Origin of the sequence: Pseudomonas marginalis, assembly GCF_001645105.1 — a bacterium.
Classification (GTDB): domain Bacteria; phylum Pseudomonadota; class Gammaproteobacteria; order Pseudomonadales; family Pseudomonadaceae; genus Aquipseudomonas; species Aquipseudomonas petroselini.
Genome location: NZ_LKEG01000052.1, coordinates 167271 through 188874, shown reverse-complemented (window position 1 = coordinate 188874; position 21604 = coordinate 167271). Strand labels below are relative to the sequence as shown.

Sequence of the window (21604 nt, the reverse complement as noted above, 5' to 3'; positions counted from 1 at the left end):
CGCAGATGCAGGGGCGGAACACTTCAAAACCGCTGTTCTTGACGTGGGACTTTTTTCCTCTATGCTCGCTAAAGCTGTATATATATACAGCCTTTAAGGAAGATTCCTACGACATAGCAAGGAGCTAACATGTCAGGTCTTGAACTCGCAGCACCCGAAAAAAAACCGCCCACCCTGCGTTTTGAAGGGGGTGAACACACCGCCATCGGCGATGACACCCTGTTGCGCTTCGTCAAAGATGCAGCGCCGATTCCCGCGCGCCAGATCGAACTGCACCTGCCCAACGGACTGGCGCTGACGTATGGCCAAGTCATCGCCCTGGGCGGCGACTTCTATGGCATTCCTGGCCAGCCCATCAGCGATGGCACCTCCCCAGCCGAACGCGTGCAACGCTTTATCGCAGCCTTCAACTCCCTGGCCGTGCTGCCCGCCGCGCGCGAAGAAGCACACAAGATCCTCGCCGTGATGCAAAAGGAGATTTCTGCGGTCCAGCAGGCGGTCAAGGAGGGCAAGCAGGCCCATGAGGCTTACGACGCGCTGGGCGATACGTTGTCTGGAGAATGGAACCGCATCACCGGCGGAGGCAGCGCGGTGTCGGCGCTGATTCCACTGGGGCGCTATTTGAAGTTGGCGGCGGACAATGCCGACCACTTCGGCGAGTGGGCGCTGTCGGCCTACCTGGCGGGGCATACGGCGGCGTTGCAGCAAGCTGTCGTGGCTCACCAGACCGGCACCGATCAGGCGCTGGAACTGGCGTATGCCATGAACGGTTTTGCTGATCACTTTTTGACCGATCTGTTTTCGGCAGGCCATTTGCGTGTGCCGCGCAAACAACTCGCTGCGGTGGTGACACCCGGTGAACTGGGTTCGCTGATCAGCCGTTTCATGCATGACGAAGACAGCAAGTTCGGGCTCAAGGTGCGTAATGCCATGGGCGATCAGTGGCACGCCTATGGGGATAAGCGCTACTTCGACGCGATTGATGCGGACAATCGGGTGCAGGTCAAACGTGCGGTGCAGGCTTCGGCGGATGAGGTCTTCGAGACGTTTATCAGCGGTGTCGCGCCCTCCCCGGCCAACTTCAAGGCGCCGTTGTATGTTCCGGACCTGAATGCGGCGCAGAACCCGACGAATAACTTCTCGCCGCTGTTCAAGATGGAGGGGGATAAGGTGCTGCGCCGCAAGGAGGTGAATGACCTGAACGACAAGCACTGGACGAATGATTGGTGGGGGTGGAGTACGTATTTGTTGTTGAAGGATTACAGGCCGAACAACCCGCAGTCTTGAGGTGATCATAGCTCCACGTGTGCAAACGCGCGCGTGGGGCCGTTCGTCGCCACTGTTAATTCTGACAGTATCGCCAGATCACAGACATCCCTAACGTTGCCACGGACTCCCCAGTGTCCAGCCCGAGAGGACTAAACAGCGTAAGCGTCTGGAGAGGCAAACATTATTTTGGTAATCGATGAGGTGTGAAAATGGCGCACAAACCGATGCTGACTTTTAAAGTCAACGGAACCAACCAGCCCCAAACCCAAGAGGGTTGCGTAGGCGTTAACGAGATTATCGCGGTAGGCGATTTTGTTGTTCAAGACGGCACCAGGTTTCGTGTAATCAGCAAAACGTTCGTCATGGAAGATGATGTGACAGTAGTTATCGAGTACGACATGGAGCCTGCCTGAAGTCATCGCGCTACTGTCGCTGCGCCTCCGCCTCTTCATGGGCATGGCGCAGCCGCTCGCGGCTGTTGGTCAAATGCAACCGCATCGCCGCCCGCGCCGCATCCGAATCCTGACGCGCAATCGCCTCGTAAATCTCTTCATGCTCACGACTCAAGCGCCCCATGTAGTGCTGCTGGTCGTCATGGGCCAAGCGCGCCGAGTTCAGGCGGGTGCGGGGAATGATGCTGGTGCCCAGGTGGGTCATGATGTCGGTGAAGTAGCGGTTGCCGGTGGACAGCGCAATTTCCAGGTGGAACGCAAAGTCGGATGCCACCGCATCGCCGGCGTGCGCCGCGCTTTCATTCAGGGCATCGAGCGCCGCACGCATGGCGGCCAATTGTTCATCGTTGCGGCGCAACGCGGCGAGGCCGGCGGACTCCACTTCCAGGCTGATCCGCAGCTCCAGAATCGCCAGCACATCGCGCAGGGTAACGACCGTGGCCGGATCGATGCGAAAGCCGCTCGGGCTTGGCGTGTCGAGCACAAAAGTGCCGATACCATGGCGGGTTTCTACCTGTCCCGCCGCCTGCAGACGTGAGATAGCCTCCCGCACCACCGTGCGGCTGACCCCATGGGCGTCCATGATCGCCGACTCGGTGGGCAGCTTATCGCCCCGCTTGAGTTGGCCGTCGCGGATCTGCTCGGACAACACCGTGACCAATTCCTGGGCAAGGCTGCGGCGCTTGCGGGGAAGACGAGGGGCGGTGTTGGCGTTTTCCATGATGAATCATCTTTCTCGTTGAGCTTGAACACGCATCATAGCCTATGGTGGTTGTACGATCACCGTCCGGGCACGACTTTCATCCCTATCCTGCGCGCAAAAAAATGCCCCGACACAGGTCGAGGCATTTTTTCGCCCTACCCGAAGGTCAAGCCCATCATTTCACCACCTTCAGGCTCGGCCGGCCGCTAGGGCGCGGTGGCTCGGAATCCGGTGGTGGCAAATCATCACCCGCTTCGCTTTCGATCGCTTCATCCTCCTCGAAAGGCGACTCCAGATCGAACACCATGCCTTGACCATTCTCCCGGGCATAGATGCCGAGGATGGCGCCAATCGGCACGTACAGCGTATGCGGCACACCGCCGAAACGCCCTTCGAAGCTCACCGCTTCATTGTCCATGTGCAGGTGACGCACCGCACTGGGTGATACGTTCAGCACAATCTGCCCGTCACTGGAAAAACCCTCCGGTACCTGAACCGCAGGAAATTCGGAATTGACCAGCATGTGCGGGGTGCAATCGTTGTCCACAATCCACTCATAGAGCGCGCGGACCAGGTAGGGTCGACTGGAGTTCATCAGCGGCTCCTTAAGCCTTAGCGCATATCGCGTTCGACGCCAGACAGACTCGCCTGGAAAGCCTCACGCGCAAACTGGCGCTCCATGTAATCAAGCAGCGGCTTGGCCGGCCGCGGCAGTTCAATACCGAGAATCGGCAAGCGCCAGAGTATCGGTAATAGGCAGCAATCCACCAAGCTTTGTTCCTCACTGAGGAAAAAAGGTTTATCCGCGAACAACGGCGAAACGCCGGTCAGGCTCTCGCGCAATTCCTTACGCGCCTGCACCCGAACAGCTTCTTTTGTACGCGAATCCAGAATCGAATCCACCAACCCGCACCAGTCACGCTGGATCCGATGGATCAGCAGTCGGCTGTTGGCACGCGCCACCGGATAAACCGGCAGCAAAGGCGGATGCGGATAACGCTCATCCAGGTATTCCATCACCACGGTTGACTCCCACAACGCCAGGTCACGATCGACCAGGGTGGGCAAGCTGCCGTAAGGGTTCACTTCGATCAGTTTCGGCGGATGACGACCCACTTCCACACTGATGATCTCGGCGCTGACACCCTTCTCTGCGAGCACGATGCGTACTCGGTGGGAATAGTGGTCGGCGGGGTCGGAGTAACAGGCCAACCGGTTGGTCACGCCCATGGCGGTCCTCCTCGCTTGTTGAAATTATCGAAAGCTCAAAAACGAGCGCGCCCAGGGAGCATCCCTGTAACGCCTGGTAGAACCAGACCGCTACGTATTCAGAGATGCCGCTGGGCGCGCAAGATTAACAGCAATTGCTTACGGTTGGATCAATGCACATCCTTCCAGTATTCGCGTTTGAGCAGATAGGCGAATACGAAGAAGAAGGCCAGGTACAGCAACACATACGTACCGATGCGCTGATGCTGCAGTTTGACCGGGTTGGCGGAGTAGGCCAGGAAGGTCACAAGGTTCTTGACCTTCTCGTCGAACTGCTCGTCCGTCAACGAACCTGGGGTTTCTATCTTCAGTTGATCGCACGCTTCATGAGTCAAAGGTGTGCCGGTCAACGGATCGTATTGCTTCTTGCCGTCTTCAACGACCTGGATCTGCTTGCATCCTACCACTTGCTTGCCTTGCAGGCCGACCAGAACGTTAGGCATGCCGACATTCCGGAACACACGGTTGTTCACGCCATAAGGGCGCGCCGGGTCCTCGTAGAAGGATTTCAGGTAGCCGTAGAGCCAGTCGGTGCCGCGTACACGTGCCACCAGAGTCAAGTCAGGCGGTGCTGCGCCGAACCAGGTCTTGGCGTCGGCAGGCTTCATGCCGATGTTCATGTGGTCGCCGATCTTGGCACCGGTGAACACCAACTTCTCCAGCATCATTTCATGGGGGATACCGAGGTCATCGGCCACCCGCTCGTAACGCTGGAACTTGGCGCTGTGGCAGCCCATGCAATAGTTGGCGAACGTACGCGCGCCGTCTTGCATAGCCGCCTTGTCAGACACGTCGATATCGACTTTTTCCAGTTCCGGGCCGCCGTGCTCGGCAGCGAAGGACAGTAGCGGCAGGGCCGCAAGCATCAATGCAACGAATAACTTTTTCATCAGCCAGTCACCCTTTCCGGAACCGGTTTGGTCTTCTCGAGCCGGGTGTAGAACGGCATCAGAATGAAGTAGGCGAAGTACAGGAAGGTGCAGACCTGCGACAACAACGTACGCTCTGGGGTCGGCGCCAATACGCCCAGCACGCCCAGGATCACGAACGCAATGCAGAACACCAACAGCCAGATCTTGCTCAGCCAGCCTTTGTAGCGCATGGACTTGACCGGGCTGCGGTCGAGCCAAGGCAGCACGAACAGCACCGCAATGGCCGCGCCCATGGCGATCACGCCCATGAGCTTGTCGGGGATTGCGCGCAAGATCGCGTAGAACGGCGTGAAATACCAGACCGGGGCAATGTGCTCAGGCGTCTTGAAGGCGTTGGCTTGTTCGAAGTTCGGCTTCTCGAGGAAATAACCGCCCATCTCCGGGAAAAAGAACACGATCGAGCAGAACACGAACAGGAACACCACCACGCCGACAATGTCTTTCACGGTGTAGTAAGGGTGGAACGGAATGCCATCCAGCGGGATGCCGTTTTCGTCCTTGTGCTTCTTGATGTCGACGCCGTCGGGGTTGTTGGAACCCACTTCGTGCAGGGCCAGAATGTGCAGCACTACCAGGCCGAGGATCACGATTGGCAAGGCCACCACGTGCAGGGCGAAGAAGCGGTTCAGGGTGATGCCGGAGATCAGGTAGTCACCGCGGATCCACTGGGTCAGGTCGTTGCCGATCACCGGGATCGCACCGAACAGCGAGATGATCACCTGGGCGCCCCAGTACGACATCTGGCCCCACGGCAGCAGGTAGCCCATGAAGGCTTCCGCCATCAGCGCCAGGTAGATCAGCATGCCGAACACCCACACCAGCTCGCGGGGCTTCTGGTACGAGCCGTAGAGCAGGCCACGGAACATGTGCAGGTAGACGACGATAAAGAACGCCGACGCGCCGGTGGAGTGCAGCAGGCGCAGGATCGAGCCGTACTCGACGTCACGCATGATGTATTCGACCGAGGCAAACGCCTCTTCCGCCGACGGCGTATAGCTCATCGTCAACCACACCCCGGTGACGATCTGGTTGACCAGCACCAGCAGTGCCAGGGAGCCGAAGAAGTAGAAGAAGTTGAAGTTCTTCGGCGCGTAATATTTGCTGAGATGGTCTTCCCACATTTTAGTGGCGGGGAAGCGCGCATCCACCCAATCCATGAACTTGCTCATCACGCGTTCTCCTTGTCGAGGCCAATGACAATGATGTCGTCAGATTCGTAGTTGTGCGGAGGAACCGGCAAGTTCAACGGAGCAGGCTGGGACTTGTAGACACGGCCGGCGAGGTCGTAGTGGGAGCCGTGGCAGGGGCAGAAGTAACCGCCGACCCAGTCCTTGCCCAGATCGACCGGGGCCACTTCCGGGCGAAAGGTAGGCGAGCAACCCAGGTGGGTACAAAGACCGACCAGCAGCAGGATCTCTGGCTTGATCGAACGCACTTCGTTCTTGGCGTAGGCGGGCTGGTCGGAATTCTCAGATTTGGGGTCAGACAGCTGGCCTTCTATCTTTTTCAGATTCCCCAGGATTTCCTCGGTACGACGAACAATGAAGACCGGCTGGCCGCGCCATTCAGCAATCATCTGCTGCCCTGGCTCGATCTTGCTGATATTCACCTTCACCGGTGCACCTGCGGCTTTCGCCTTGGCACTGGGAAACCATGACCCCACGAACGGGACCGCAGCCCCCACCGCTCCTGCAGCACCCACCACGGATGTGGCTGCTACCAAGAAGCGACGCCGGCCTGCATTCACGCCGTCATTGCTCATTCAGTCCTCTCCCATCAGCTTTTTTGGCCTGTTAAATCAGGCGTCTACTAAGTGTTGAATCTTTACTTATAAAAATTTTGCCGAATGGTAATGAAAAGCCCCACGTATGACAAGGGAATTGCCCTGGGCTCAGCCTCCAGGCCTTGTAGTATAGGGGGTCTACGGATGTGGCAAGTTGTCACGGCGAAATTTGTGTATAAATCGCAGGCAATAAAAAACGCCCAGCTCCGTGAGGAGGCTGGGCGTTTTTGTGGAACGTAAAGCGAATTAACGCTTCGAGTACTGCGGACGCTTACGCGCTTTACGCAGACCGACTTTCTTACGTTCAACTTCACGGGCATCACGAGTCACGAAGCCAGCTTTGCGCAGAGCGCCACGCAGGGTTTCGTCGTACTGCATCAGAGCGCGAGTGATACCGTGGCGGATTGCGCCAGCTTGACCACTTACACCGCCACCGATAACGGTGACGTAGATGTCGAACTTTTCAACTGTCTCGGTCAGTTCCAGCGGCTGACGAACTACCATGCGGGCAGTTTCGCGGCCGAAGAAGTTGTCCAGAGTGCGGTTGTTGATCGAGATGTTACCAGTGCCCGGACGCAGGAAAACGCGTGCGGTTGCGGTTTTGCGACGGCCAGTGCCGTAATTTTGAGTCGCCGACATAATGAACTATTCCGTTAAAACTTCAGTTCTTGGGGCTGCTGAGCAGCATGAGGGTGTACAGCGCCCGCATAGACTTTCAGCTTGCGAAACATATCGCGACCCAGTGGGCCCTTAGGCAGCATGCCTTTGACCGCGATTTCGATCGGGGCTTCAGGCTTCTTGGCAATCAGGCCTTCGAAATTGGAAGACTTGATACCGCCTGGGAAACCGGAGTGACGGTAGTACATTTTGTCGCTTGCTTTGTTGCCGGTTACACGAACCTGCTCAGCGTTGATGATCACGATGTAGTCACCGGTGTCAACGTGAGGGGTGTACTCAGGCTTGTGCTTGCCACGCAGACGGCTGGCGACTTCAGTGGCCAGACGACCCAGGGTCTGACCAGCGGCATCGACGACAAACCAGTCGCGCTGAACTGTTTCCGGTTTTGCAGTAAAAGTTGTCATTCTTTAATAGCCTCAGGGGCCGCCCTGTAAATTAGACGGCGGATCTTACTGAATAGTGCGTACTTTGACAAGTCAAAGGCAGCCGGATACAGACGCTATCGGGGGCTCGGGTCGGCGCGTCCGTTCAACGGCAAGATTCTTCGGCAGGCGGCGCATCACTTCCACTGCAGAAAGAGGTGGGCAATTATGCAGATTGCGAAAAAAAATTCAACCTGCTTTTATGATTGTTTTCCCCGAAGGAGTACCCGATGGATTATCGACAGCTGGGCCGCACCGATCTGAACGTGAGCGCGATCGCCTTGGGCACCATGACCTGGGGCGAGCAGAACAGCGAGGCAGAGGCCTTCGCACAGATCGAACGGGCCAAGGCCGCCGGCATCAACTTCCTCGATACCGCGGAAATGTACCCAGTGCCGCCCAAGGCCGACACCTACGCCACCACCGAACGTTATATCGGCAATTACTTCAAAAGCCGTGGCGACCGCGCCGACTGGATCCTCGCCAGCAAGATCGCCGGCCCCGGCAACACCATCGACTACATCCGCGATGGTCACCTGCGCCACAACCGCAAACACATCGTCGAAGCCCTGGATGCCAGCCTAAAACGCCTGCAAACCGACTGGATCGACCTCTACCAGTTGCACTGGCCGGAGCGCAGCACCAACTTTTTCGGTCAACTGAGCTACAAGCACAAGGACGAAGACGACCTCACTCCGCTGGAGGAAACCCTCGAAGCACTGGATGAGCAAGTGAAGGCCGGCAAGATCCGCCATATCGGCCTGTCCAACGAGACCCCGTGGGGCACCATGAAATTCCTGGCCCTGGCCGAAGCCCGTGGCTGGTCCCGCGCGGTGTCGATCCAGAACCCCTACAACCTGCTCAACCGCAGTTTTGAAGTGGGCCTGGCGGAAATTGCGATTCGTGAGCAATGCGGCCTGCTGGCGTATTCGCCCCTGGCATTCGGCATGCTCAGCGGCAAGTACGAAGGGGGCGCACGCCCGGCCAAGGCACGCCTGACCGAGTACAGCCGTTTCAGCCGCTACTTCAACCCGCAGTCGGAGGCGGCGTGCAGCCGTTACGTGGCACTGGCGCGCGAGCACGGCCTGGACCCGGCGCAGATGGCATTGGCGTTTGTGACACAACAGCCGTTCGTGACCAGCAACATTATTGGCGCAACGTCACTGGAGCAACTGGATAGCAACATCGCCAGTGCTGACCTGAAGCTGTCGAAGGAAGTGCTGGAAGGGATTGAGGCGATTCAGAAGGATCATCCGAATCCTGCGCCTTGATTGACCTCTAGACCGTTATCGGGGTGTAGAACCCTCCCACACTTGGAATGCATGCCAGTGTGGGAGGGGGCTTGCCCCCGATGACGCACTCAAGACCCGCAAAAAATCAAAGCGCCCGCGCAATAATCTCCTTCATGATTTCATTGGTCCCCGCATAAATCCGCTGCACTCGCGCATCCGCCCACGCCCGCGCAATCGGGTATTCCCACATGAAGCCGTAGCCGCCGTGCAACTGCACACACTCGTCGAGCACCTTGCACTGCAGGTCCGTGGCCCAGTACTTGGCCATCGCCGCCGTGGGCACGTCCAGCTTGCCCTCCAGGTGCAACGCCATGCACTTGTCGACGAACACCCGACCGATCTGAATCTCGGTGGCCATCTCCGCCAACTTGAAGCGAGTGTTCTGGAAGTCGGCAATCGCCTTGCCGAACGCCTTGCGCTCGCGGGTGTATTCCAGGGTCCACGCCAGCGCCGCCTCGGCTGATGACAACGCGCCGATCGCCACCGTCAGGCGCTCCTGGGGCAACTCCTGCATCAAATAGGCAAACCCCATCCCCGCCTGGCCCAGCAGGTTTTCCTTGGGCACCCGTACATCCTGAAAGAACAGCTCCGAGGTGTCCTGGGCCTTCATACCCACCTTCTCCAGGCGCTTGCCCTTGTCGAAGCCCGGCGTGTCGGCCTCTACCAGGAACAGGCTGGTGCCCTTGGCGCCCGCCTTGGGATCGGTCTTGGCCACCACGATCACCAACTCGGCCAGGTAGCCGTTGGTGATAAACGTCTTGGAGCCATTGATCACATACTCATCGCCGTCCAGTACCGCCGTGGTCTTGACCCCTTGCAGATCGGAACCGGCTCCCGGCTCGGTCATGGCAATGGCCGTGACCATCTCGCCGGAGATTAGCTTGGGCAGGTATTTGTGCTTCAGCGCCTCACTGCCGTAATGCAGGATGTACGGCGCAACAATGTCCGAGTGCAGGGAAAAACCAATGCCGGTCAGGCCCAGCCGGCTGATCTCTTCGATCACCACCGCGCTGTACAGAAAGTCCGCACCGAGCCCGCCATAGGCTTCCGGCAGGTGGGAGCACAACATGCCCGCCTCCCCCGCCTTGCTCCACAAACTGCGGTCGATATAGCCCTGTTTCTCCCATTGCCCGTGGAACGGCGCGGCGTCTTTTTCCAGGAAAGTGCGCACGCTCTCGCGGAAGAGTTCGTGTTCCGGACTGAACAAGGTTCTGGGAATCATGGGTCACCTGCGTGGATTGTCGGACAAAGACGAGCCCACAGAGACTATGCCCCGAAGGCATCACAGGACACTGGACACATGCGACAAAAAATAAGACGATCCAGCCGTCTGGTGACCACTTTCCCCTATAAGAATAAATGAAATTATGTCTAACCAAATCTCCACGCCGTTGCGGCGCGTCAGCATTTTGGCCATTGATCGGGTATTTGCTTCAACCCTCATGCAAGCCAAGGATTTCTTCCACCTCGCCAGCCTGCGTTACGGCAAGCAACAAGGCCTGGGCCTCACCCCGGCATTCGAAACACGCCTGGTCAGCCCCGACGGGCAATCGGTGTGCAGCTTCAGTGATGTAATCATGCCGGTGGATGGCGGCCTGGAAGACGCCGACATCATCGTGTTGCCGGCCTTCTGGGATGACTTCGACGCCTTGTGCACGCGCTACCCGCAGGTGCTGCCGTGGTTGCGCGAACAGCACGCACGCGGTGCGGTGTTATGCGGCGAAGCCACCGGGGTGTTCTGGCTGGCCGAAGCCGGCCTGCTCGACGGCAAGGAGGCGACCACCTACTGGCGCTTCTTCAACGCCTTCAGCGAACGCTTTCCCCAGGTGCAGCTCAACCAGGACAAGCACCTCACCGACGCCGACAACCTGTATTGCGCCGGCGGCACCACGTCGGCGTGCGACCTCTACATCTACCTGATCGAACGTTTCTGCGGCGCCAACATTGCCCAGGCCGTGGCCCGCGACATTCTCTACGAAGTGCAGCGCAGCTATTCACCTGGACGCATTGGGTTTGGCGGGCAGAAGCTGCATCAGGATGTGATTATCCTGCAGATCCAGCACTGGCTCGAAGAGCACTTCGCCGACAAGTTCCGCTTCGAAGACGTGGCCAGGGAACACGGCATGAGCATCCGCAACTTCATGCGCCGCTTCCAGACCGCCACCGGTGATAAGCCATTGCATTATCTGCAACGCCTGCGCATCGAAACGGCCAAGGGCTTGCTCTCGGGCAGCCGCAAGAGCATCAAGACCATCAGTTATGAGGTGGGGTATGACGATGCGAGCTTCTTTGCGCGGCTGTTCAGGCAGCACACGGAGTTGTCGCCTAACCAGTACCGGCAGCAGTTTCAGCAGGCGGCTTAAGCCAGGTTAAACGCGGTAAAAATGTGGGAGGGGGCTTGCTCCCGATAGCGGCGTGTCAGTGCCAGATGTGCTGACTGACACACTGCTATCGGGAGCAAGCCCCCTCCCACATTTATATCTGTAGCGCTCTTAAGGCTTGTGTCCACGCGACAGGAACTCGTGGGACTGCATCTCCAGCAAACGGCTCAACGTGCGCTGGAACTCGAAGTTCAGGCGGCCGCCGGTGTACAGGTCCTTGAGCTCGACTTCCGCCGAGATGATCAGCTTGACGTTACGGTCGTAGAACTCGTCGACCATGTTGATGAAACGTCGCGCGATGTCGTCGGTGGTAACGCTCATCTGCTCCACGCCGCTCAGGATCACTGCGTGGAAGATCTTGCCCAGTTCGATGTAGTCGTTCTGGCTACGCGGGCCGTCGCACAGTTGGCGGAACTCGAACCAGGCCACGTCATCACAGGTGCGCAGCGCGATGATTTCGCGGTTCTCGATCATCAGCTTGTCGTTTTCCACCGCCTGGGTGCATTCCGGCGTGAGGGCGCGGAAGCTCTTTTTCAGGCTTTCGTGGGCCGCCTCATTCAGCGGAAAGTGGAACAGCTCCGCTTGCTCCAGGTGACGCAGGCGATAGTCGACGCCGCTGTCGACGTTGACGATCTCGGTGTTCTGCTTGATCAGCGCGATGGCCGGCAGGAAGCGCGCGCGTTGCAGGCCGTCCTTGTACAAGCCGTCGGGTACGATGTTCGAGGTGGCGACCAGGGTCACGCCGTTCTTGAACAGTTCTTCCATCAGGGTGCCGAGGATCATGGCATCGGTGATGTCGGAGACGAAGAACTCATCGAAGCAGATCACTCGCGCTTCATCGGAGAAACGCTTGGCGATGATGGTCAGCGGGTTTTTCTCGCCCGGCAGGGTCTTCATCTCTTCGTGCACGCGCTTCATGAAGCGGTGGAAGTGCGTGCGCACCTTTTCCTTGAACGGCAGCGCTTCAAAGAAGGTGTCGACCAGGTAAGTCTTGCCGCGGCCGACGCCGCCCCAGAAGTACAAGCCTTTGACCGGCGTGTGGTCTTTCTTGCCAAACAGCTTGCTGAACATGCCTGGCTTGCTCTGCGAGGCCGCGACCAAGTCGTCGTACAGGCGCTGCAAATGACGCACCGCCGTTTCCTGGGCTGCGTCATGGAAGAATTCAGGGCGTTTCAGATCAGCTTGATATCGTTCTAAGGGCGTCATAATTCGTTAGCAAGGCAACAAAAACGGGCCGTCACTGTAACGACGGCCCTGGATAATGGCAATCAACCCTTGGTCGGGTTAATCCTCAAGGGGGGTCAACGCAACGCGCAAGGCTTCGATGGCGGCATCACGGGATGCTTCGTCGGCGAACTCGGCGCTGTCTGCCACGGCGGAACCGTCCAGCCATACGCTGAAGCCCAGGGCCTCAGTGCGTACGTCCAAAGCGTCACCGCTCTGCAGCTGCTTGGTCACCACGCCCGCCGCCTTGCCATCGGCAAAGTGGCGCGACAGCAGCAGTTGCTCACCATCCGCCGCCAGCAGGCGGAAGCGGAAGCTGCCATCGTCTTCGCGAAAGCTCACGAAACGTGCGGCTTTCGCCGCTTTCTTCTTGGCCGCAACCGGCGCCGCAGCCTGGTTGACGAACGAACGCAGGCCCACCGCTTCACGCAGTTCAGCCAGGAACGGTGCCGCCACGGCACGGGCCTTCTTGGCACCGACCAGCAGCAGGTCTTCCATGTCAGATGGGCGTGACATCAGTTGATGGTAGCGTTCACGGGCTTCGCCCAGTTGGCCATCCAGCAGTTGGAACAGACGGCTTTTCGCCTCGCCCCAACCCAGCCCTTGCAGCAGCTCGGCGCGGAACTCTTCTTCCTGGGCCTTGCTGGCAAACGCCTGGTACAGGGTGAACAGGTGCGAATTGTCCGGGTCCTTGGCTTCGCCAGGCGCGCGGGAGTCGGTAACGATCCGCGAGATGGCGTCCTTCATGTCCTTGGCGCTGGTGAACAACGGGATGGTGTTGTCGTAGCTCTTCGACATCTTGCGGCCATCCAGGCCCGGCAAAGTGGCGACGCTTTCTTCGATCAACGCCTCGGGCATGGTGAAGAATTCTTTGCCGTTGCCGAACAGGTGGTTGAAGCGCTGGCCAATGTCACGGGCCATTTCCACGTGTTGGATCTGGTCGCGACCCACCGGCACTTTGTGCGCGTTGAACATCAGGATGTCCGCCGCCATTAGCACCGGGTAGCTGTACAGGCCCATGGTGATGCCCGCGTCCGGGTCTTCGCCGGTTTCCACGTTCTTGTCCACCGAGGCTTTGTAGGCGTGGGCACGGTTGAGCAGGCCCTTGGCGGCCACGCAGGTCAGCAGCCAGGTCAGCTCGGGGATTTCCGGGATGTCCGACTGCCGATAGAACGTCACCCGGTTCACGTCCAGGCCACCGGCCAGCCAGGTCGCAGCGATTTCCATACGCGAGCGCTGGATACGCTGCGGGTCATCGCATTTGATCAGGGCGTGGTAGTCGGCCAGGAAGTAGAACGAGTCGGCATTCGCGTCCTGGCTGGCCAGGATTGCCGGGCGGATCGCACCGGCGTAGTTGCCCAGGTGCGGCGTGCCGGTGGTGGTGATGCCGGTGAGGATACGGGTACGAGTCGTCATGGGTAATCGCTTATCAGACTGCTATCAATTCGAGAGACGCGGCAGCACCAGATCCTTGAGATCGGTCAGCTTGCCGTGAAAAAAGTGTCCGCATTCTGCCACTTTCAGCAGCTCATGGGGGCGTTTCAGGGCGGCGGACCAGTCGTAGACCACTTGCGGGTCCACCACTTCGTCGGTTTCCGGCTGGATCAAGGTCAGCGGGCAGCCTTGGGGAAGCGTGTCGGTATCGCGCAGGCGCATCACCGCAGCGGCGACCATGAACAGGTGCGCGAGTTTTTCACCCTTGGCTTCCAGGCGCCCGCCAAGGCTGGCAGCCACGTAGCCGCCGAAGGAAAACCCAAGCAGGGTGATCGGCAGATCAGGATGTTTTTCCCGCAGCCACGTGGCGACCGCTTCGGCATCGTCCACTTCACCGGTGCTCATATCGTGCGTGCCGGCACTGGCGCCGACGCCACGGTAATTGAAACGCAAGGTAATCAAACCGGCATCGCGGGCGGTACGTTGCAGGGTCGATACAACTTTATTGAGCATGGTCCCACCCTGCACCGGGTTAGGGTGGCAGATCAGCGCCAGGCCACGTGGCTCGGGGTGATCCAGGTACAGGGCTTCCAATTGGCCTACCGGGCCATCGATCAAAACGGGGGTTTCACGCATGAGCAAGGAATGAACTCCGTGACCTCTCAAAGGGTCGACTCGTCTAGCTAAAAGTCTGTGCATGGCATCATTGCGAGCTTAATCGCGGTATACAGCGCAGGTCCGAGCCGTTAACGTAAAGCAAAGCCGTTTATAGAGGAAGGACTCGTGGAACACTCGCTCTTAGTTTGGTTGTTGCCGACTCTTGCCCTGGTTGCCGGTGTCGCCATTGGATTCCTGGTTGCTCGCTTGCTGCCGAATGCCGCGCCTAACCGCACGCAGCGTCAGCTGGATGACATTCAGGAACGTTTTGACAGTTATCAGAACGAGGTTGTTACCCACTTCAACAGCACCGCGACCCTGGTCAAGAAGCTCACCCAGAGCTACCAGGAAGTACAGGATCACCTCGCCGATGGCGCTAACCGCCTGGCCCTCGACGACATCACCCGTCAGCGTCTGCTGGCCGCGTTGCATTCCGATGCACCGCAAACCCCACGGGAACGCCTGACCCCGCCACGGGAAAACCAGGAGCCACCACGGGACTACGCGCCAAAGACGCCGAACGCCCCAGGCATGCTGGATGAGCATTACGGCTTGAAGAAGTAAGTCCTCTTCAGGCAATTAAAAAGCCCGGTTGATCGATGATCAGCCGGGCTTTTTTGTGCACGCTCGTTCTCCAGAACAGGGTAGATCCACTGTGGACGTGCTCCCACACTGGCTGCACGCGACCTTAAGCCAGTGGTTGCTCCTGCAACCAGCCACCCTCGATCCGCACATGCCTACCATGGAAGCGTTTGAGGCTGCTGCGATGACCCACGCTGACGATGCTCAGACCCGGCAGCTCATCAATCAGCGCCTGGTACAGCGTCGCCTCGTCCTCTTCATCCATCGCTGACGTCGCTTCGTCCATGTACAGCCATTGCGGTGCGAACAACAACGCGCGGGCAAAGGCCAGGCGTTGCTGCTCACCCGGCGAGAGCATGCGCTGCCAGTGATTGGCTTCATCCAGGCGCCCCACCAGGTGCGGCAGGCGGCAAGTTTCCAGGACCTGTGCATAACGTTCTGCCGAGTAGACGCTGTCGTCCTGTGGATAACTCAACACCGCCTTCAACGTGCCAATCGGCAAGTAGGGCTTCTGTGGCAGGAACAGGTAACGCTTGGCCGGTAGGCGAATGCTGCCGTGACCCGCAGGCCAGAGATGGCCCATGGCGCGCAGCAAGGTACTTTTGCCGCTGCCGGAACGGCCGCTGAGCATGACGCGCTGACCGGGCTCGACGATCATGTTAGCGTCGGTGAGCAGGTGGCGGCCATCGGCCAGGTTCATGCCCAACCCTTGCACCACCAGGCGCTCGCCTTCCGCGTGCACCTCAATAGCGGCCGGGCGTTGCTCGTTTTCATCCATGGCCTGCTGAAAGCTCAAGAGACGGTCGCTGGTCGCCCGCCAACCGGCCAGGTCGGCATAAGCGCTGATAAACCAGCTGAAGTTGCCTTGCACGTTGCCAAACGCCGAGTTGATTTGCATCAGCTCACCCAGCTCGATCTTCCCGGCAAAGTAGCGGGGCGCGGCGACCACAAAGGCAAACACGATCGCAATCTGTTCATAGCCGGCGGTAAAGAATGTCAGGCGCTTGGACACCTTCATGATGTCCCAGAAGTTATGCCAGACTTTGCCGAATCGCGTGCTCAAGCGCTGGTTTTCGTTAGCCTCGCCGTTGTACAAGGCGATGCTCTCGGCATTCTCCCGCACCCGCACCATGGAGAAACGCAGGTCCGCTTCGAAACGTTGTTGTTGGTTGCTCAAGCCGATCAACCGGCGACCGATCAGGTGGGTCAACCAACTGCCCACGCCGGCGTAGACCAATGCGCACCAGAACATGTAGCCGGGGATGGTGATACCGAACACGTCAATGCTGCCCGACACGCCCCACAGGATGACGGAAAACGACACCAGGCTGACCACATTGCGCAGCAGCCCAAGACCTAGACTCAGCGTGTTCGAGGTAAAACTATTGAGGTCTTCGGAGATACGTTGGTCCGGGTTATCGGTATAGCCGCCCTGCTCCAACTGATAGTAGTTTTTGTTGCCGAGCCAGCGCGCAAAGTGCTTTTCGGTGAGCCACGCCCGCCAGCGAATGGTCAGCATCTGAGTCAGGTAAAGGCGGTATACCGCGCCGAGAATAGCCACCGCTGCGATCGCGCAAAAATAGCCGATCTGTTGCCAGAAGGCGGCGGTGTCCTTTTTTTCCAGGGCGTTGTAGAAGTCCTTGTACCAGTGGTTGAGCCATACGGAAATTGCCACGCTGAACAGCGACAGGCCGATCACCGCGGCCAACAGCAACCAGGCTTTGCCCTTCTCTTCACTTCGCCAATAAGGCGTGATCATCGCCCAGGTTCGGCGAAAGAATTGCCCACGCACAGCGTCATTGACCGCGGAGTACTCAGCGTTCGGATTCATCGTTCAGGCTCGTAGGGAAGAAGGCAGCCGTTTGAACCGATCATAGGTGATCGGTTCAGCGTTTCGCGCGGCCTGAAGCAGGTTGTTCAGCTTAGGTTCAGCGTCGTACCGGACGTTTCTGCAGCTTGCGTTGCAGGGTGCGACGGTGCATACCCAAGGCCCGCGCGGTGGCGGAGATATTGCCTTCGTGCTCGGTCAGCACGCGCTGGATGTGCTCCCACTGCAGGCGGTCCACCGACATCGGGTTTTCCGGCACCAGGGTGTCAAGGTCGGCATGCTCGGACAGCAACGCGGCCAGCACGTCGTCGGCGTCTGCCGGCTTGCACAGGTAGTTGCAGGCGCCGCGCTTGATCGCCTCGACAGCGGTGGCAATGCTGGAGTAACCGGTGAGGATCACCACGCGCATTTCCGGGTCGAGCTCCAGCAGCTTGGGCAGCAGCACCAGGCCGGAGTCGCCGTCCATTTTCAGGTCGAGCGCAGCGTAGTCCGGCAGATCGGCCTGGGCGATGGTGAGCCCTTCTTCGGCGGAGCCGGCGGTGCTCACGCGAAAACCGCGACGGCTCATGGCGCGCGCCATCACGCGGGTAAAGGTGGCGTCGTCATCTACCAGCAGCAGGTGCGGCAGTTCTTCGCCTTCGACTTGGATCTCGTCACTCATCGATATCTCCTCGTGCGACACGGGGCAGGCGCAGCTCGGTGAGCGTGCCGCCTTCCTCATGACTATAGAGTTTTACTGAGCCACCGGCGCGGGTCACGCTGGCCTTGCTCAAAAAAAGACCGAGGCCGAAGCCTTTGCCCTTGGTGGTAAAGAACGGTTTGCCGATCTGTTCGGCAATGGCCAGCGGCACGCCCGCGCCGTGGTCACGAATACTGATGGTGACGTTTTCCAGGTCCCAGTCCAGTTGAACGCCCAGGCCTTCGGGGCAGGCGTCGGCGGCATTGTTCAGCAAGTTGAGCAGGGCCTGGGTCAAGTCCGGTGGCGGCGCCATGCGCGGCACGGTGCCTTGCCCTAATAGATGAAAACGGTAACTGGCTTCGGGGCGCATCAAGTGCCAGCGGTTCAGGGCTTCATCGAGCCACTGGGTCACGTCCTGCATCTCCACCGCCAGGCGGCGATTGGCTTCGGCGGCGCGCACCAACTGCTGAAGGGTCTGCTTGCACTGCTTGACCTGCTCACGCAACACGCCGAGATCTTCTTGCAATGCCGGGTCGTGATGGTCCTGGGTCATTTCGTTGAGCAGCACGCTCATGGTGGCCAAGGGTGTGCCCAGCTCATGGGCGGCGCCGGCGGCCTGGGTGGCAACGGCCAACAGCTGCTGGTCGCGCAAGCCTTCTTCACGGCGAATGGCGCGCAGTTCTTCCTGGCGGCGCAGTTCTTCGGCCATGCGGGCCGCGAAGAACGTAATGACCGCAGCGGACAGCGCAAAGCTCAACCACATCCCGTAGATCTGCAGGTTTTCCCGCGCGATCGGGAACGTTTGCAGCGGATAGAAGCGCGCCAACAGCAAGGTGTACAGCGTCAACGCGATGCCCGACAGCACCACCGAATAGCGCCACGGCAGGGTCACGGCGGCGATGGTCAGTGGCACCAGGTAATAAGAAACAAACGGATTGGTGGAACCACCGGAGAAATACAACAACACACTGTGGATAAACAGGTCGCACGCCAATTGCAGGGCGTATTCCAGCTCGGTCACCGGCCACGTGGTGCGCAACCGGATGGCGGTAAACACACAGAGCACGATGGAGAAACCCAGGGTCACGCCCAATTGCAGCCACGGCAGCGGCAACAGGTCGAACCAATAGGCGAGCCCGACGGAGCCGGCCTGTGCGGCCAGTACCAGGGTACGGATGAACGTCAGGCGCCAGAGGTTCTGGCGGGTGGCGGAAGTCAGTTTTACGGCGGCGAGCATGAGCTCTCCCGATGAGCGCTGCAGGCGGATCGGCAGGAGTATAAACGAAGCAGGCCGCCTGGCACGGCGCGTGTGGCTCTTTGCCGCAGCCTGGGCAAATGACCGTTCGTCGGCATCGCCACATGTGTAGCTAATGTGTAAACCCGAAGAACCCACTGCCACCGTCTACAGTCATACCCAACACGCACATCCCAAGGAGCTTCCATGTCTCGTTTCACTCGCAGTGCAGCCGTCATCACGCTCAGCGTCGGCGCCCTGGCCAGCCTTCCAGCCCTGGCCGCCGATGAGCTGCATTACAACCAGATTTCCCTGCGCGCCGAGGTCAGCCAGGAGGTGGCCCGCGACAAGATGATCGTGACCCTCTACACCGAATCCCAGAACAGCGACCCGGCCAAGCTTGCCGCCGAAATCACCAACACCCTGAACAAGGCCCTCGGTGAAGCCCGCGAAGTCAAAGGCGTGACACTGCGCCAGGGCAGCCGTAACAGCTACCCGATCTACGACAACAAGAACCAGAAGATCACCGGCTGGCGTGAACGCGCCGAACTGCGCCTGGAAAGCGCAGACTTCCCGGCGCTGTCCAAACTCACCGGCGAACTGTTGAACAGCCTGAAAATGGAAAACATGGACTTCGCCATCGCCGACACCACGCGCAAGTCCAGCGAAGATGCGCTGCTCAAGGACGCCGTCGCCGCGTTTAAAGCACGCGCGCAACTGGCCACCGATGCGTTGGGCGGCAAGGGTTACAAGATCGTGAACCTGAACTTCAACACCAACGGCTACCCGATGCCTTACGCCCGTGGCGGCATGATGATGAAAGCAGCCATGGCAGATTCGGCACCGACGCCTGAAGTCGAGGCCGGCACCAGCCAGGTAAGCATGAGTGCTGATGGCGTGATCGAAGTGCAGATGCAGTGACCCCTACCTGATTGGCCTGAACGGCGTTACCCTCGGTAGCGCCGTTTTCGTTTGGGCAGCTTATATATGCCTGCCATTTCAGGGGTCTCCATGGAAAGAATTGCCTTAAAACCGCTCATCCTCGCCGCAGGCCTGCTGGCCTTTATGCCACTGGCCCAAGCGGCCAGCACCCTGGTCTACTGCTCCGAAGCCAGCCCCGCCGGTTTCGACCCCAGCCAGTACACCAGCGGCACCGACTTTGACGCTTCCGCCGAAACCGTGTTCAACCGCCTGACCCAGTTCAAGCGCGGCGGCACCGAAGTCGAACCTGGCCTGGCGACCCGTTGGGATATCTCCAAAGACGGCCTGACCTACACCTTCCACCTGCGGGATGGCGTCAAGTTCCACACCACTGATTTCTTCACCCCTACTCGCGACTTCAACGCGGATGATGTGCTGTTTACCTTCAACCGTCTGCTGGATGCCGATAGCCCATTCCGCAAGGCCTACCCGTCCGAGTCGCCGTACTTCACCGACATGGGGTTGAACACCACGATCAAAAACGTCGAAAAACTCGACGAGCACACCGTGCGTTTCAACCTGAACAACGTCGACGCTTCGTTCGTGCAGAACCTGGCCATGAGCTTTGCCTCGGTGCAGTCCGCCGAATACGCCGCCCAACTGCTCAAGCAAGGCAACGCTTCCGACATCAATCAAAAACCGGTGGGCACCGGCCCGTTTGTGTTCAAGCGTTACCAGAAGGACTCGCAGATCCGCTACGTGGCCAACAAGCAATATTGGAAACCCGAGGATGTGAAGCTCGACAACTTGGTGTTCGCCATCACCCCGGATGCCGCGTCGCGCCTGCAGAAGCTCAAGGCCGGCGAATGCCAGGTCAGCGGTTACCCGCGCCCTGCCGACATTGAAGTGATGAAACAAGACCCGAACTTGCGCGTGCTGCAGCAAGCCGGGTTCAACCTGGGCTTCCTGGCCTACAACGTGACCCACCCGCCGCTGGACCAGCTCAAGGTGCGCCAGGCGCTGGACATGGCCATCGATAAGCCGGCGATCATCAAGGCGGTGTACCAGAGCGCCGGGCAATTGGCGCAGAACGCGCTGCCGCCTGCCCAGTGGTCTTATGACCCCAGTATCAAGGACGCTCCCCACGACCCGGCAAAGGCCAAGGCGCTACTAAAAGAAGCAGGGGTTGCACCAGGTACCACCATCAACTTGTGGGCGATGACCGTACAGCGTGCTTCCAACCCGAACGCGCGGATGTCGGCACAAATGATCCAGCAGGATTGGGCAAAGATCGGCATCAAGGCCAACATCGTCAGCTATGAGTGGGGCGAATACATCAAGCGCGCCAAAAACGGTGAGCACGACGCGATGATTTATGGCTGGACTGGCGACAACGGCGACCCGGATAACTGGCTCGGCGTGCTCTACAGTTGTGCCGCGGTCAAGGGCAGCAACTACGCCAAATGGTGTAACCCGGCCTACGACAAACTGGTGCAGCAAGCCAAAGTCAGCAACGACCGCGAGCAGCGCATCAAGTGGTATCAACAGGCACAAAAAATCCTTAAGGAACAAGTACCTATAACGCCTATTGCGAACTCGACGGTTTTCCAACCGCTGCGCAAGGAAGTCCAAGACTTCAAGATCAGCCCTTTCGGGCTGACGCCGTTCTATGGCGTGAGTCTAGATAAGTAACAGCCGTGCGCCAACCGAGTGCGCCAGACGCCTCGGTTGGTCTTTTTTGGTGCAGCTCACGCACCGAAAAAACCCTCAAAATATGCGCAAATATGTACAAACTTTCATAATTGCGACATTCCTGTACGTTCGTACCACTGTTTCACCCTTGCAACGGTTCAGCATCTTGCAA

The 21604-nt window shown here is 59.0% G+C and carries 22 protein-coding genes; 7 read left to right on the top strand and 15 right to left on the bottom strand.

Annotated features, from left to right (window positions below; translation table 11 throughout):
• Positions 1 to 129 precede the first annotated feature (129 nt).
• Complete coding sequence (locus AO064_RS22975; RefSeq protein ID WP_064054756.1) at positions 130 to 1287, top strand: hypothetical protein; 1158 nt, start codon at positions 130 to 132, stop codon at positions 1285 to 1287.
• 191 nt (positions 1288 to 1478) lie between these two features.
• A complete protein-coding gene (locus tag AO064_RS22970) occupies positions 1479 to 1682 on the top strand; it encodes a hypothetical protein (protein WP_064054755.1) in 204 nt (67 codons plus the stop codon).
• Positions 1683 to 1692: 10 nt separating this feature from the next.
• On the opposite strand, the gene AO064_RS22965 is transcribed toward AO064_RS22970, so the two are convergent.
• The 8 genes from AO064_RS22965 to rplM all read right to left on the bottom strand — a co-directional run bounded on the left by AO064_RS22965 (position 1693) and on the right by rplM (position 7490).
• Positions 1693 to 2442 carry a FadR/GntR family transcriptional regulator gene (locus AO064_RS22965; protein ID WP_064054754.1) on the bottom strand — a complete coding sequence of 250 codons (750 nt, stop codon included), beginning with the start codon at positions 2440 to 2442 and terminating at the stop codon, positions 1693 to 1695.
• A 157-nt stretch (positions 2443 to 2599) separates the two neighbouring features.
• Positions 2600 to 3019, bottom strand: a complete 420-nt coding sequence (locus tag AO064_RS22960; RefSeq protein WP_012722207.1) for a ClpXP protease specificity-enhancing factor — start codon at positions 3017 to 3019, stop codon at positions 2600 to 2602.
• 17 nt (positions 3020 to 3036) lie between these two features.
• Positions 3037 to 3654, bottom strand: coding sequence for a glutathione S-transferase N-terminal domain-containing protein (locus tag AO064_RS22955; protein ID WP_012722206.1), 618 nt, complete (start codon positions 3652 to 3654; stop codon positions 3037 to 3039).
• 149 nt (positions 3655 to 3803) lie between these two features.
• Complete coding sequence (locus tag AO064_RS22950; protein WP_064054753.1) at positions 3804 to 4583, bottom strand: cytochrome c1; 780 nt, start codon at positions 4581 to 4583, stop codon at positions 3804 to 3806.
• Entirely contained in the window at positions 4583 to 5794 is a 1212-nt protein-coding gene (locus AO064_RS22945) for a cytochrome b (protein ID WP_064054752.1), read from the bottom strand. Before AO064_RS22945 ends, AO064_RS22950 begins: the two co-directional genes overlap by 1 nt.
• The gene (petA, locus tag AO064_RS22940) at positions 5794 to 6387 is read right to left on the bottom strand and encodes a ubiquinol-cytochrome c reductase iron-sulfur subunit (protein WP_012722203.1); all 594 of its coding nucleotides are present in this window, start codon (positions 6385 to 6387) and stop codon (positions 5794 to 5796) included. Before petA ends, AO064_RS22945 begins: the two co-directional genes overlap by 1 nt.
• Before the next feature lie 267 nt (positions 6388 to 6654).
• The gene (gene rpsI, locus AO064_RS22935; protein ID WP_003171743.1) at positions 6655 to 7047 is read right to left on the bottom strand and encodes a 30S ribosomal protein S9; all 393 of its coding nucleotides are present in this window, start codon (positions 7045 to 7047) and stop codon (positions 6655 to 6657) included.
• Positions 7048 to 7061: 14 nt separating this feature from the next.
• Positions 7062 to 7490 carry a 50S ribosomal protein L13 gene (gene rplM, locus AO064_RS22930; protein ID WP_003188508.1) on the bottom strand — a complete coding sequence of 143 codons (429 nt, stop codon included), beginning with the start codon at positions 7488 to 7490 and terminating at the stop codon, positions 7062 to 7064.
• Between the two features lie 248 nt (positions 7491 to 7738).
• On the opposite strand from rplM, the gene AO064_RS22925 reads away from it, so the two are divergent.
• Positions 7739 to 8779 (top strand): NADP(H)-dependent aldo-keto reductase, encoded by a 1041-nt coding sequence (locus AO064_RS22925; RefSeq protein ID WP_064054751.1) that lies wholly within the window; start codon positions 7739 to 7741, stop codon positions 8777 to 8779.
• A 106-nt stretch (positions 8780 to 8885) separates the two neighbouring features.
• Here the strand turns inward: AO064_RS22925 and AO064_RS22920 are convergent, their stop codons facing one another.
• Entirely contained in the window at positions 8886 to 10022 is a 1137-nt protein-coding gene (locus tag AO064_RS22920; RefSeq protein ID WP_012722201.1) for an acyl-CoA dehydrogenase family protein, read from the bottom strand.
• A gap of 220 nt (positions 10023 to 10242) precedes the next feature.
• Here AO064_RS22920 and AO064_RS22915 point away from each other — a divergent pair, with 220 nt between their 5' ends.
• Positions 10243 to 11163: a GlxA family transcriptional regulator gene (locus AO064_RS22915; RefSeq protein WP_183143933.1), complete on the top strand. Its 921-nt coding sequence runs from the start codon at positions 10243 to 10245 to the stop codon at positions 11161 to 11163.
• Positions 11164 to 11292: 129 nt separating this feature from the next.
• Here AO064_RS22915 and zapE read toward each other — a convergent pair whose 3' ends face one another.
• The 3 genes from zapE to AO064_RS22900 all read right to left on the bottom strand — a co-directional run bounded on the left by zapE (position 11293) and on the right by AO064_RS22900 (position 14475).
• Positions 11293 to 12387 (bottom strand): cell division protein ZapE, encoded by a 1095-nt coding sequence (gene zapE / locus AO064_RS22910; RefSeq protein WP_012722199.1) that lies wholly within the window; start codon positions 12385 to 12387, stop codon positions 11293 to 11295.
• 78 nt (positions 12388 to 12465) lie between these two features.
• Complete coding sequence (locus AO064_RS22905) at positions 12466 to 13821, bottom strand: tryptophan--tRNA ligase (protein WP_012722198.1); 1356 nt, start codon at positions 13819 to 13821, stop codon at positions 12466 to 12468.
• Between the two features lie 24 nt (positions 13822 to 13845).
• Complete coding sequence (locus AO064_RS22900) at positions 13846 to 14475, bottom strand: alpha/beta hydrolase (protein WP_064054749.1); 630 nt, start codon at positions 14473 to 14475, stop codon at positions 13846 to 13848.
• 147 nt (positions 14476 to 14622) lie between these two features.
• On the opposite strand from AO064_RS22900, the gene AO064_RS22895 reads away from it, so the two are divergent.
• Positions 14623 to 15060, top strand: coding sequence for a Z-ring associated ZapG family protein (locus AO064_RS22895; protein ID WP_003171734.1), 438 nt, complete (start codon positions 14623 to 14625; stop codon positions 15058 to 15060).
• Between the two features lie 124 nt (positions 15061 to 15184).
• Here the strand turns inward: AO064_RS22895 and AO064_RS22890 are convergent, their stop codons facing one another.
• The 3 genes from AO064_RS22890 to AO064_RS22880 all read right to left on the bottom strand — a co-directional run bounded on the left by AO064_RS22890 (position 15185) and on the right by AO064_RS22880 (position 18822).
• Entirely contained in the window at positions 15185 to 16909 is a 1725-nt protein-coding gene (locus tag AO064_RS22890) for an ABC transporter ATP-binding protein/permease (RefSeq protein ID WP_064054748.1), read from the bottom strand.
• 97 nt (positions 16910 to 17006) lie between these two features.
• Entirely contained in the window at positions 17007 to 17567 is a 561-nt protein-coding gene (locus AO064_RS22885) for a response regulator transcription factor (protein ID WP_003171731.1), read from the bottom strand.
• Entirely contained in the window at positions 17560 to 18822 is a 1263-nt protein-coding gene (locus AO064_RS22880) for an ATP-binding protein (RefSeq protein WP_012722195.1), read from the bottom strand. Before AO064_RS22880 ends, AO064_RS22885 begins: the two co-directional genes overlap by 8 nt.
• Before the next feature lie 204 nt (positions 18823 to 19026).
• Here AO064_RS22880 and AO064_RS22875 point away from each other — a divergent pair, with 204 nt between their 5' ends.
• A complete protein-coding gene (locus tag AO064_RS22875) occupies positions 19027 to 19740 on the top strand; it encodes an SIMPL domain-containing protein (RefSeq protein WP_064054747.1) in 714 nt (237 codons plus the stop codon).
• A gap of 90 nt (positions 19741 to 19830) precedes the next feature.
• Positions 19831 to 21432, top strand: a complete 1602-nt coding sequence (locus tag AO064_RS22870; protein ID WP_064054746.1) for an ABC transporter substrate-binding protein — start codon at positions 19831 to 19833, stop codon at positions 21430 to 21432.
• Positions 21433 to 21604 lie beyond the last annotated feature (172 nt).